Annotated in this window: 12 protein-coding genes; 7 read left to right on the top strand and 5 right to left on the bottom strand. The window is 46.5% G+C overall.

The window, feature by feature from the left end; translation table 11 throughout:
• Positions 1-3 precede the first annotated feature (3 nt).
• Positions 4-1,599: an alpha/beta hydrolase gene (locus J4N39_RS21465; protein WP_252024783.1), complete on the bottom strand. Its 1,596-nt coding sequence runs from the start codon at positions 1,597-1,599 to the stop codon at positions 4-6.
• A 260-nt stretch (positions 1,600-1,859) separates the two neighbouring features.
• On the opposite strand from J4N39_RS21465, the gene J4N39_RS21460 reads away from it, so the two are divergent.
• The 5 genes from J4N39_RS21460 (at position 1,860) to J4N39_RS21440 (ending at position 7,493) form a co-directional block, all read left to right on the top strand.
• Entirely contained in the window at positions 1,860-3,920 is a 2,061-nt protein-coding gene (locus tag J4N39_RS21460; RefSeq protein ID WP_252024781.1) for a caspase family protein, read from the top strand.
• A gap of 16 nt (positions 3,921-3,936) precedes the next feature.
• On the top strand, positions 3,937-5,310 hold the full coding sequence (locus J4N39_RS21455) for a CHASE2 domain-containing protein (RefSeq protein WP_252024779.1): 1,374 nt from the start codon (positions 3,937-3,939) through the stop codon (positions 5,308-5,310).
• Positions 5,297-5,680 carry a hypothetical protein gene (locus J4N39_RS21450; RefSeq protein ID WP_252024777.1) on the top strand — a complete coding sequence of 128 codons (384 nt, stop codon included), beginning with the start codon at positions 5,297-5,299 and terminating at the stop codon, positions 5,678-5,680. The genes J4N39_RS21455 and J4N39_RS21450 overlap by 14 nt, the downstream gene beginning before the upstream one ends.
• A 143-nt stretch (positions 5,681-5,823) precedes the next feature.
• Complete coding sequence (locus J4N39_RS21445) at positions 5,824-6,489, top strand: DUF1826 domain-containing protein (RefSeq protein WP_252024775.1); 666 nt, start codon at positions 5,824-5,826, stop codon at positions 6,487-6,489.
• A 101-nt stretch (positions 6,490-6,590) separates the two neighbouring features.
• The gene (locus J4N39_RS21440; protein ID WP_252024773.1) at positions 6,591-7,493 is read left to right on the top strand and encodes a helix-turn-helix domain-containing protein; all 903 of its coding nucleotides are present in this window, start codon (positions 6,591-6,593) and stop codon (positions 7,491-7,493) included.
• 66 nt (positions 7,494-7,559) lie between these two features.
• Here the strand turns inward: J4N39_RS21440 and J4N39_RS21435 are convergent, their stop codons facing one another.
• The 3 genes from J4N39_RS21435 to J4N39_RS21425 form a co-directional block, all read right to left on the bottom strand.
• Complete coding sequence (locus J4N39_RS21435; RefSeq protein WP_252024771.1) at positions 7,560-8,072, bottom strand: nuclear transport factor 2 family protein; 513 nt, start codon at positions 8,070-8,072, stop codon at positions 7,560-7,562.
• An 8-nt stretch (positions 8,073-8,080) separates the two neighbouring features.
• Positions 8,081-9,016, bottom strand: a complete 936-nt coding sequence (locus J4N39_RS21430; protein WP_252024769.1) for an alpha/beta hydrolase — start codon at positions 9,014-9,016, stop codon at positions 8,081-8,083.
• A 219-nt stretch (positions 9,017-9,235) separates the two neighbouring features.
• Positions 9,236-9,592, bottom strand: a complete 357-nt coding sequence (locus tag J4N39_RS21425) for a RidA family protein (protein WP_252024767.1) — start codon at positions 9,590-9,592, stop codon at positions 9,236-9,238.
• Positions 9,593-9,797: 205 nt separating this feature from the next.
• On the opposite strand from J4N39_RS21425, the gene J4N39_RS21420 reads away from it, so the two are divergent.
• Positions 9,798-10,568, top strand: coding sequence for a hypothetical protein (locus tag J4N39_RS21420; RefSeq protein WP_252026877.1), 771 nt, complete (start codon positions 9,798-9,800; stop codon positions 10,566-10,568).
• 23 nt (positions 10,569-10,591) lie between these two features.
• Entirely contained in the window at positions 10,592-10,714 is a 123-nt protein-coding gene (locus J4N39_RS23010) for a hypothetical protein (RefSeq protein ID WP_286036842.1), read from the top strand.
• Positions 10,715-10,845: 131 nt separating this feature from the next.
• Here the strand turns inward: J4N39_RS23010 and J4N39_RS21415 are convergent, their stop codons facing one another.
• Positions 10,846-11,583 (bottom strand): substrate-binding periplasmic protein, encoded by a 738-nt coding sequence (locus J4N39_RS21415; RefSeq protein WP_252024765.1) that lies wholly within the window; start codon positions 11,581-11,583, stop codon positions 10,846-10,848.
• Between the last annotated feature and the right edge of the window lie 23 nt (positions 11,584-11,606).

Here is an 11,606-nt window from a genome sequence, read left to right as displayed (position 1 = left end):
AAGTTACTCTTCGTCAATCATTCGCCAGTAATTGCCTTGAGCATTACTGGCTTTAAGTAGGTTACGTTGGTCAGGATCAATGCCCTTCAAATGAGCAATCAAATCTTCAATCACTGGCAGCTTGTTAGCGTAATAAGAGTGAGATTCAGGAATACTCCATGGTGCAGCATTCAAGCCGCTGGTATCTATCACATCTACCCCTTCAACCAGGCTGACTGGCATGCCAAGGCGTCGAGCTTGGTTAACCTTTTCTGAGGCTATAAGCGCTCCATCATTTTCAGAAGTATAGATCGCCCAGTTGTGCGCAAGATTTTGAATTCTTGGAGCAAGTTGATATTCAAACCACTGGCTATCCACATCAGGTGCAGCCAAAATCACGCTGCTAAAGCGAGTGCTTTGATCCTGTAGCGCCATTTCATTGAGCGCATTGAGCAGTACTTGGTTACCCATACTATGTGCAACGATATGAACGTTGCTATCAGGGTATTTATCATCCAAAGAGTCAAGGAATGAAGTTAAGTAGGTCGCACTCCACATAGCATCTTCTCGGTCAGATGCATAATCAAGCAGGGAACCGTTTGACGGCCAAGAAAACAGCAAAGGCACACCTGAAAAATTAAAGTCGTAGGCCATTTGGGCGGTGCGTTTAAGCGCCGATCTGAACGCCACGTTATAGCCGTGGATGTAGACAATTACACTGTTGTCCCAAGCTCCTTGGCCTTGCTTGATGGGTAGCGATTGCCAAAAGCTATCAGGTTTCATTTCAGTGACAGACTGGATCAGCACATGCTTATTGGGCTGCTTTAACCACTTAAGCGATAGCCAAGGCTGTTCTATCGCTCCGCGCTCATGGTTTTTGGGTATAGATATGTCTGCTTGTCCCAAGCGAAGTGGCGTTTGTACGTCGCGCTCACCTCCATAATAAACGTCATCGTCTTGCTCTGGAGCTCGGGTGGTAGCGTAATAGACGGTTTGAATAAAGTACTCGTCCTCTAAACTACGAGATTTGGCGCGCACTTGTGAATTGTCAATGTGGTAGGCCAGTTCGGCGATGGTTTCATAGAGCTCAGGCGGCTGCTCTTTGTTGGCGCTGAGAAAGGCTTCGCCTTGCAGCTGCACAATTTGGTCAAACGAAAGGCCGAGATCGCCCATGTAGTGAGTATCCAGTGCCAATGTTTGATTGGGGCTGACCATTTTTCGTGTCGCAATTAGAGCTTGTTCTAGCCCTGGGGTCAGCTGCTCACACGCCACGCCTACCGCCACAAGATCCGCCCCTGCAAACGGAGATTGAATGCGGTAACTGCCGTGGTAATTGGTTTGGTCCGTTAACCAAATCAAATACATCTCTTGAGTTTCATAGCTTGATTTATTGAGCAGGTAGTTGAGTGGGTCTAGGCGAGATGTGCCAAAGGATTTTTCTTGACCGAAAAACAGCTCGCCGAACTCTGCGCTTGGACAAGGCTTTTCGAGTACCTTGCCATCTTTGGTTTTAATACCTGCGAAAGTGTTTGAGCTGGCCAGTAAACTTCCACCAAGAAAACATAGTGAAGCGATGAGCTTGGTACTCAAGCGACGATTAGCCAAAAACGAAATAGCCATGCACTCCTCCATGAATGCCAATTCTTCTGTTCTCAAAACTCTGAATCTTATCGATTTGGAGTTATTAATTTATTGGGTAAATGTAGCATGATTGCTACAATTGGGTTGGCTTTATTTGTACTTTTGGCACCGAATAGTGTGCTGTAACTATTGAAATGAGTTAGGGAAAACTTCATTACTGCTGTTCAGTTTAGACAAGGGTTCATCATAGGTTTGATGGCACAATTTGCGTTGAACAGTGTAGGAAAAGGATCATTTATATGCGTGCTTTGCTGGCTATCTTCACTCTCCTGTTTACGCTCACGACTCAAGCGACAACTTACCATGCGCTAGTGGTTGGGGTATCTGAATACCCAAGTTTGGACCCGTCACTCAATCTTGAAGGTCCAAAGTATGATGCCTTGAGAGTAAAAACTATGTTGCAGCAACAAGGGGTATCTTCTGACAATATCACCTTGCTTGCTGATGGTGTAGAAGGTGCACCTTTGCCCACTCGTAGTAATATTTTGGCCGCATTTGAAAGCATCACAGCCAAGGTTAACCGAGGCGATTTTGTTTACTTACACTTCTCCGGTCACGGCAGTCAGCAACCGAACTTGAGCGGGGGGAAAGAAGAAGGTGCCGATGGACTCGATGAAATCTTCTTACCGCGCGATATCGGTCAATGGTCTAAAAAACTGGGTACGGTGAGCAACAGCCTTACCGACAACCAAGTGAATGTTCTTACCACGCGTCTGCGTAATAAGGGCGCAAATGTGTGGGTGGTGTTCGACTCATGCCACTCCGGCACTATGACGCGCAGTTTGACTGGACAAGAGTTTCGCTCGCGTAATGTGGGTCTTCAGGCGTTGCGTTCTTCAAAACCTGCTAAGAGCAAAGCCCTTCCCGTGGCAGATACTTTAGCACCCGTTGAGCTGGCTTCTGATGCAGGGGCTTTGGTGAGCTTTGGCGCTGCGCAAAGCAATGAAGAAGCCCCAGAAATGCTGCTGCCGAATGGTGAAGTTAGCTCGCCTCAGGGGCTGTTCACTTACACCATGACCAACCTTATCAGCCAAAACCCTAATATTACTTATCGTCAGCTCGCTCAAGGGATCTTATCGAGTTACAACAGCATGCCGTGGTATCGCACCATGCCTTTGTTTGAAGGCGGGGCCCAATTGGATCAACCTATTTTCCATCGAGAAGGGGAGATCTCAGAGCGATTTGCCCTCACTGAGAAAAAAGGCCGATATACGATTCAAGCAGGTCAGCTCAATGGGCTTGGTGTCGGTGCTGTGGTAGAAGTGTTTGCCGATATTGGCAGTGATGAGCCTGTTGCAGTGATGGAGGTGACTCAGTCTGGGCTAACTACTAGCCAAGCTGAGCTTCGTGATGGCGCTCTTAGCCACCAAGCTGACGGAAATAAAGCGCATTACGTCTCGCTACTTAGCCCTGCCGTACCGGAAAAAATCCGCTTTAAATGGCAAAAAATGCCAAATGAGAAGTGGGTAACGGCGATGACGCAATTGCTCTCCGACAATGAGCACCTTGCTCGCACGGTTGAATGGGTGGCAAGTGATGATGTTGCGGATATCTCTTTGTATGTAACGCCACAGAGGCTTTACTTTTTCACCTTAACCAACCAATTCTTGCCTTGTGACTTGGTAGCTAGCACCTCCAATGAGGTGTGTGATGATAAGCAGCAAGAGAAGTATTTGTCACTCAGTTTGGAACGAGTACCTAATGCGGATAAGACGCTTCACAACGGAGTTTCACGAGTCGTTCGTGCCTATAACCTCAGACGTTTAGCGGCTAGCATGCAAGGTAAATCTAGTATTGAGTCAGATGTATCATTAAACAACGAGTCTCGTGGGCTAGAGCAGGTGATCACAGCTCAAGATGGCGATCTGCTCAAGGTATCGTTTACCAACCGAGGTCGCAATCCAGTGGATCTAGCTGTGATGTTCATCGACAGCGGTATGGGGATCACTCAGATCTTCCCAGACCCTGGCTTTAGTGGACGCTTGTCTGCTGGTGAATCGGAAGATTTTGAAGGAGAAATGAGCAGTGCCAGTACTCAAGGGGAAGAGCAATTTGTGGTGATTGCCGTGCCTGCCAGCAAAACTGCACCGCAAATGTCTCTCAGTCATTTGCAACAGGAGTCACTTGAAAGCAGTACCTTTATTCGAGTTGGCGAAGAGATAGCCACTCGTGGCGATGGCAGCTATGAGGATGTCTTTGCACAATCGCTGGGTGATGTAGCGGCGACTCGGGCGTTCAAGAAAAAAGAGAAATCAAATGGTCGAGCAGCGATCAGTGTGATCAGATTGCAAACGCAGTAAGAGGGAGCACGCACGGATGCAGGTTTCACTCATCTCACAAGTTAAACGGGGTTTAAAAGCCTTCTATTTGCGGTTTACTTTTTCAGCTCAATGGCTGTTTATGTTTGTGCTCGGCGCATGGCTGATTTATGGCGACCCTTATGGATTAGGTAGCGCCAGTGAGCGTGCAGGGGAGAAAGCCATATACCGATTGGTTTCTGGGCAATATGACGCAACAGCCAGTCACGATAAGTTGCTGGTGGTGCTGTTTAACGACAAAGCGATAGCCAACCTGTACCCCAATATCTGGCAATCCAATGATTGGCCACTGTCCTACCTTGATCAAGCGAACTTAATTTCTACCTTGATGGCACAATCTCCAAGCGCGTTATTTTACGATGTGATGTGGATGAAAAAGCGCTCGCTGGACCCAACCTACGACCGAGCTGTTGCCAAGTTGTCTGCCATGCATCAGTTGACGCAAGTACCACTGTTTTTCGCCCGTGGTACCGCTAATTCCTCATTTGACTCAACCGTTGCCACAGATCTTTCCGAGTTTGCCACTTTGGTGGCGAATGGATGGGAAGGAGAAGGCGACCTGTACCCTGTGTTTGTTGATGACTCCACACCAACCACTGCAACAGCGTTATATAACCACTACTGCCAAAGCCACGATTGTGACGGCTTGGCGCCCGATGACAGTGCTTCAATGAGTGTGCGCTGGAACTCCAATGCCGCGGATATCTTGCTGCCACATAGGATTGGAGAATGCCGAGAACGAGGCAACTTAATACAAGTACTAGGAAGGGCCGCATGGTCGGTGGTACAAAATATTGTGCCCATTTTTGAAGAGCCTCAAACACTGCAAATCTGCCCGCCACAACGACTGTTGTATGCCGATGAGCTAATGGCGATGGTTCGCTCACCGATTGAGAGCGAACGAGAGCAAGTGAGAGCGTGGGTTAAAGACGCTATCGTTTTGGTCGGTGGACAAATAGAAGGGGTGCATGACTACGTAGTATCTCCTGTGCACGGCGCATTGCCGGGCGTCTTCTTCCACGCAATGGCTCTGGATAACTTGCTGGTTTATCAAGACAGCTATACTCGTGAAGACGATAACGTCGATCATGTTAATTTCGCCATTTGGATGATTTACATCAGCTTACTTATCGCAGTACGTACTTGGGTGCTGGAAGTGCCTCTATTCGCTTGGCTCAACGAACGTTTGTGGGTGTTGAGCGGGGTATTTATCTTGCTGGTGCTCGGTATAGTGTTTGGCTGGTTTCATTATGCGCCATCGAGCTGGATATCCATACTCGCACTGGGCTGGGCAGGTATCCAACTGATAGAGAAAATCGAGTCAGAATATGGTCTATCACCTGAAGAGGAGCAACCAAATGATGAAAAGTAAACTTCTTCTCGGGCTTGCCTGCATTAGCGCTTCATCGGGTTTTGCCAATGAGCCAGCTCCACTTGTTGTCGAGGCTTGGTTGGAGCCAGCAGTTGATGTAGAAATGCACGATGGAAGCTGGAATATCTATGCGGCCAGTGATTTGCCTAAACCGCCGCTCACTGTATTGGATCGCCAAGGCTCCAAAGTTTTGCTCAACATCAAAGGGCTTGGTGTTGTCTGGGTACAATTGAGTTCTGTTCGACTGAGTGAAGAGTCTCTGCGCTTACTTTGCCAAGATAATCAAACCGCTCGCTCTAGCGACTATCAAAATTTCGGTATGCGTGGTGACGATGAAGTGGTGTTTAGCTGTGTGAGTGAACGTAAGTAGCATTCGATATTTTGCTACCCACCTCTTGACCTAATATCATGCATAGCAATATCTCTTATATTTATGAACCTCTAAGATATGTTATAACATATCAATGGTTGAGCGCTGCTGCGATCAAACCGTGGCATGAAAGGAGAGAAGAGATGATGTTAGCGAGCGAGTCGAATTCTGAAGTTACCACTAAAGTTCGTTGTTCTGCGCAAGGTGGAAGCCCGATGGTCTTAACGGATATCTACCAGCAAGAGGTAAATATCGCGATCTGGCAACGTACCCTTTCTCAATCACTTCAGCGAGAAGTTGATGAGTTTCTTCGAGTTTATCCAAATTTTCAAAAATCCCTAGTGCTATCTCCCCACCAAGCGTCGGCAGAACTTTACAAGGTCATTGACGAGGTGAAGTGTGATGAGCTGATTGAAAACATCACCGAACTTATCGATATGTTTTGCTGCCTGTTTGAACTGGAGCAAGCTGGGGTTCGAATTACCGTCCTTAATAAAGCGATGTGTCCACGTTTTCATGTAGATCAAGTGCCATGCCGACTAGTGAGCACCTACAGTGGGGTGTGTACAGAATGGCTTGAACATCGAGATGTCAATTATGATGTGCTTGGTCACCGCAGTGCAGGTGTGCCTGATGTATCCTCTGGACTCTATGGCGATGAAAGCTGTATCCAACAGCTCGGTAGTGGTGATGTTGCCTTATTGAAAGGAGAGCGATGGATGGATAACGAAGGCGCAGGCTTGGTACATCGTTCTCCTCAAGTGGCAGGGGAGCAAGCAAGGCTGTTGATTACGCTAGATTTTCACTAATTGAAAAGTCAGGTAAAGCCTGAATTTTATGCAATGTCCCTTATGTTTCCTCAATCCGATGGTAATATAATTATCAATTATGTAGGTGGTAAGGATACACAATGAGGTCAAACCTTAAGTTTTTTAGCTATGACTCCAAACAGCCCTCCCGTTGCGGTGACGTACTTGATATCTCCCTCTCTAGCCAAGGTTTAGATTGGAACGGGGTGATATTGGAACAAGGAAGCTCGCCCCATTTTTACCCAAAGAATGTATTCACACCTTATTTCTATTTCGCAGTGGCTCAAGACAAAGAGTTGAGCTGGGAGGTTGGCAGTGGCGAAGAGCGGACGGCAGTAAAAGCGGTCGCAGATGATATCTGGGTGAACCCACCAAATACGCCTTTCACTCATGACATTTCCGAGCCGTGTCATTTTGTAATTTTGGCTATTGAAGAACAGACCTTTTTGAATAGTTGCCCGCTCAATATCGACAAAATGGCGCTGCAGTTTCTTAATAACTACAACCTATCGGATCCAGTGCTTAATCGCATTATCGATCTGTTTATCTTTGAGGTTGAGGGCAAAGGACGCAATGGGGCCAATTACTTATCAAACTTGTTGGCACTGTTGTCTCAACACTATATCCAACATTATTCAAACTATGTTGATCTTCTCAATGAGAAACAGTCGGGTTCAAAATTTGACCGACGCCAAGTTGAGAAAATTGACCTCTACATCCAACAAAACATTTCAGAGCCAATATCTATTGATGATCTTGCCGAGTTGCTTCACTGCAGTAAATTCTATTTCTTGCGAGAGTTTAAGAAGCTGATGGATGTGACACCCTACCAATACATCATGGGTAAACGTCTTGAGCAGGCTAAGTCAAAGCTCAATGCACCAGAAGTAAATATTGCTGAAATCAGCCATCAGTTTGGCTTTAATGACCAGTCGCATTTTACCCGAGCATTTAAAGGGCACTATGGACAGACCCCGGGGCAGTTTTTGAAGCAGCTTCGTTGATGGAATCGAGCTACAGCGAAACCCCTGCGATTTCTCGCAGGGGTTTTAACTTAGTTATTGGATTGTCTATTGAGATTTAGCCGCTTCTATCGCTTGTGGCAGCACTTCGCGAGAGCCTAGCTCGTCACCTGCCAGCAGTGTTAGTGCAGCAATCTGCCACTCTGTCCCTGCTTTTTTCATTTCAAACAGGTAGCGTCCTGAGATTTGCCAAAAACCATTATCTCCAATGTAGTGGCTCGCTGTCACATCTGCGTAAACTTCAGCACGATCGCCTTCTTGGTCGATTATGATCTTGCTTAGGTCATGGTAAGTGCCATCAAAACCGGGCAGTAATGCAGACCAACTTGCCATCAAGTCTTCACGTTTTACGTTGTTCACTTCACCACCAAACGCTGAGGTGTAGTCGACCACGACAATTGGGGCGAAAATCTGCTCTAACTGTGGGTAAAGGTTACGGTCAGCGAGGGTGGCCATGCTCTGCGCTGTGAGTGAAATTTTGGCCTCATCCAAGGTCAACGGTTTAGCGTGAGTTGTCATGGTGGCTACCCCTAAAACTAATGCAAATACAATTCTTAACATAGCGAGACCTATAGGTTACGTGCAAAGTGAGCGACAACGGCATCTGTGGCTGCTTGTACGTCTTTTTCTACATCGTAAAAATCGAACTGAGATACGTTTTCTAGCCAAACTGCTTCAACGTTGTCGCCGGCTTTCTCTAAGTAGCCATGAGTACCCGCAGGAATCGCCATAGATTCAGAAGCGACAAGCAGTACCGGTTTGTCTTGCTTAGCAGCAGTAGCGTGTGCATCGTAGGTTAACCAACCTGCCCATGAACCTAGATTGAAGGCATTGTCCCACTCAGGAATTAGACCGCGGTCCTCTTCTGTGTAGTAAGGAACGTTGTACATCAGTGCGCCTTGGTTAGTTAGGCTCGCACCCTCGATGATTTGAGGCTCATCACTAGAAAGCGCTGCAATACCCGTTTGAATCAAATTACCTACTGATTCTGCGCCACCATATACCGCATTAACGATGCTGCGGTCGTGCAACCAAGGAGCAACAGCAGCGGCCGCAACGACATTATCGTTACCTAAAACCGCATCAAGCATGTAACCAGAAGAAGCACAAACCCCTAGACCGTAAGCATGTGAAGCGTCGATACCTGGTACCTGATCCAGCGAAGCAAATACCGCTTTGATGTCTTCAATTTTACGTTGCGGATCTTCAAGTTGAGTCAATCGGTCCTGTGACTCTCCCCAGCCACGAAAATCAAAAGTGACAGCGGCGTAACCTTGGTCAGCTAAGTGCTCGGCGTAAGTGGCTGGCATCTGCTCTTTTACCGTGGTCCATGCACCTGTCACTACCACCACCGGTGGGTTTTCCACGTTATCTGGTAGGTAAACATTCGCCGCTAGATCGCCCACTGATGTTTTGAGCGTAGTGTGTTTAACGATGGTATCTGCGTGAACGTTTGCCGCTAGAATGGCTGTTGCTACTGCGGTAACTAGTGCTTTCTTGTTCATGGTAAATCTCACTCTGTTGTGTTTTGGTTCCGTAAAAACAGAGCGCCGATACAGCTAGGCACTCCTTGGTTGCCTATTAAGTTATCCAAAATGTTGAGTGGGTTATTGAAGATAATTGAGTTTTGTTTGGTAGAAAATTGCCAACGGTTTTGCGCAGACTTGTGTCAGTTAATCTGCCGTGTGACCAACTAGAATGCAGCCACACAGGTCAGATTAGAGTTAACTTGTCGCGCGCACCGCAGTCACGGTGACTTCAATCAGCACATCGCCTTCTAAATCTACTCCTAGGCAGGCTCGTTGCGGCCAGTCATTTGGGTTTGCTCCAATCCAGTCACACCAGACCTTATCCATCGAAGCTTTGTCGGCCATATTGGCGATATAGACCTGCGCAGATACGATTTGGTGTTTGTTACTCCCAAGCTCGATGAGGTTGGTTTCGATGACCTCAAGAGTGGAACGTGTTTGTTCCGCAATGCCAACACTGGTGTCTTTGGCAGTTGCGACAGTCCATACTAGATCCCTATAGGCGCTGGCCTTACTTCTTCCTTGATAGATCCCCGCTTTTCTTTCGATCACATCCAGTTTCCTTATGTCTATTTTTAATACACTTTGGGGTGTCATCTCTTAAATACCCGTCTAATTGTGCTTGTTCCTTAAACATTATTGCCAAAACTAATAATCACTATAAACCCTCTCATCGGGGCTTTTCGATATATTGGTCGAAATTCTAGTCAGTGGCGCTGGATTGCTAATTCCAATAATTGATGTGATTGAAATGAAAATGAATAAACGAGGTTTTTGCTGGCTGAGTACTGCGCTTGTAGTGACGTCCGTGCATGCCCAAGAGCAAGAAAAAGAAGTTCAGGATATGTCTGACCCATTAGCCATCTATACACAAGTTGGCGCAGGGGTCACTAATGCGGGTTTGAACTTGAAAATAGGCAAAACCTATGACTCTGGCAAGGAAGGAGTTGCCGCTATGAACTTCATCGAAGTGAAGGGATTTGGTGGTGAGACATTAGGCCTTCAAGAAGGGCATAGCGACAGTGTTGACTCGATTCGATTTAGAAACTTTACCGCTAACATGACCAATGGTCGCGGCGCACAAATCGACGTCCAATATGACCTACAAAATGAAATGGGCCTTGCCTCTTACAGCTTGATCCAAGCGCTACCAACTATGGGGCCGTTGACCATGTTCCCGCTTGCGGGAGCTGGTGTCGCTTTTGGCAATAATGTGATGGGTGATGATGGGCAAAAAATCAGCGGTTACTCCGTTCCGGGCACATTTGCGGTGGCGGGTATGTACACCAAGATAGATGTGACCGACAAGCTTTGGATCAACTACAACCCGATGTGGATGAAAACCTTATCAGGTTCTGAAATGTACATGCAGCACGGCTTCGAAAATCACAGTGAAGTGTTAGCTCACGAGGTCGCCCTTTCTTATCAGGTCAACCCAAGATTTAACGTTCGCTACTTCGCTAACTGGAGTAACCATACCGAATTGTCAGAAGGCAATCACAGGGTCGAATTTAACTACCAACTTTAACTGAATTTCTAAAGGCGTAAGTTATGAAAAAATTACTTTTACCCATGGTAATTTCGAGCCTTTTTGTGTGTGGTTCTTCGATGGCTCAATCCGAATTGCTAACCAAACCTGACCGTCGCTTGAAAGGCGGTATGTTCATGCCGTAGAAGGTAGGGAAAGTGAAATCCCAGATAGCGTAGATGCAATTATCTGCGCTATCTGGTGAAAATGATGAGCGTATCTCCAAATCTTAGAGTCTTTAAAACCGAGGGTGGTTTTCATTTGCGATCCTGAGCAACTAGAAATACTTATCGACCAAAGCATCGTATTTGCCGCTAGACTTTACCTTCTCTAAACTAGTTTGGAGTTTCTCGATGACAGATTGGTCGAAACCTTTGTTAAAGGCATAAGCAAATAAATATTGGTCGCTAAGGATGATGCTTTGTTCTACATCTGGCCATTTGTGCCCATCTTGTTTTAGAAGGTGGGAGAGTACCATGTCATTGGACACCAAGAAGTCAATTCGTTTGGCAAATAGTTTTTGAACATTTTGGGAGTCTATCGCCACCTCTTTAATATGTTCTTTGCTTACCCCAGCATCGAGTAAATCATCAATAGCGGCGTAGCCTCTTCCTACGCCAATGTTATGCCCTTGAATATCGGACAGTGTTTCGATATCTAAATCCGTTCGTTCACTGAGTTGGTAAACTGCAAATATTCGAGGGTATATCGGACCTACCCAGTGGAACTTAGGTTCCAGAACTTCATTTTTTGCAATGCCTAGAGAGAATACGTTTTTGTCGGTGGTAAGTACGTTGAGTAACCTCGGAACCGGATAGAAGACATAATTAACTTCTATGCCATCCACTTCTTCAAGCATCAGCTCAAGAAGATCGACGTAAAACCCTTTTGCTTCACCATTTTCCTCATACATCCAAGGTGGAAAGTGAGCGCCAACGACGTTGTATGTTTTTGCACTGGTAGCCAAGCTCGCTAGTACGAACATGGCTAAAAAAGCTAGACGAATTACTTTCATAATTTTGGCCATTTGCCTACTGA

Source organism: Vibrio sp. SCSIO 43136 (assembly GCF_023716565.1).
Classification (GTDB): domain Bacteria; phylum Pseudomonadota; class Gammaproteobacteria; order Enterobacterales; family Vibrionaceae; genus Vibrio.
This window is presented reverse-complemented; position numbering and strand designations above follow the sequence as displayed.

Excerpts from the sequence above, each read along its gene's own strand:
- J4N39_RS21440 (WP_252024773.1), top strand. The coding sequence starts at position 6,591 with ATGAGGTCAAACCTTAAGTTTTTTAGCTATGACTCCAAACAGCCCTCC.
- J4N39_RS21415 (WP_252024765.1), bottom strand. The coding sequence starts at position 11,583 with ATGAAAGTAATTCGTCTAGCTTTTTTAGCCATGTTCGTACTAGCGAGC.
- J4N39_RS21445 (WP_252024775.1), top strand. The coding sequence starts at position 5,824 with ATGATGTTAGCGAGCGAGTCGAATTCTGAAGTTACCACTAAAGTTCGT.
- J4N39_RS23010 (WP_286036842.1), top strand. The coding sequence starts at position 10,592 with ATGAAAAAATTACTTTTACCCATGGTAATTTCGAGCCTTTTTGTGTGT.
- J4N39_RS21420 (WP_252026877.1), top strand. The coding sequence starts at position 9,798 with ATGAATAAACGAGGTTTTTGCTGGCTGAGTACTGCGCTTGTAGTGACG.
- J4N39_RS21465 (WP_252024783.1), bottom strand. The coding sequence starts at position 1,599 with ATGGCTATTTCGTTTTTGGCTAATCGTCGCTTGAGTACCAAGCTCATC.
- J4N39_RS21430 (WP_252024769.1), bottom strand. The coding sequence starts at position 9,016 with ATGAACAAGAAAGCACTAGTTACCGCAGTAGCAACAGCCATTCTAGCG.
- J4N39_RS21460 (WP_252024781.1), top strand. The coding sequence starts at position 1,860 with ATGCGTGCTTTGCTGGCTATCTTCACTCTCCTGTTTACGCTCACGACT.
- J4N39_RS21455 (WP_252024779.1), top strand. The coding sequence starts at position 3,937 with ATGCAGGTTTCACTCATCTCACAAGTTAAACGGGGTTTAAAAGCCTTC.
- J4N39_RS21450 (WP_252024777.1), top strand. The coding sequence starts at position 5,297 with ATGATGAAAAGTAAACTTCTTCTCGGGCTTGCCTGCATTAGCGCTTCA.
- J4N39_RS21435 (WP_252024771.1), bottom strand. The coding sequence starts at position 8,072 with ATGTTAAGAATTGTATTTGCATTAGTTTTAGGGGTAGCCACCATGACA.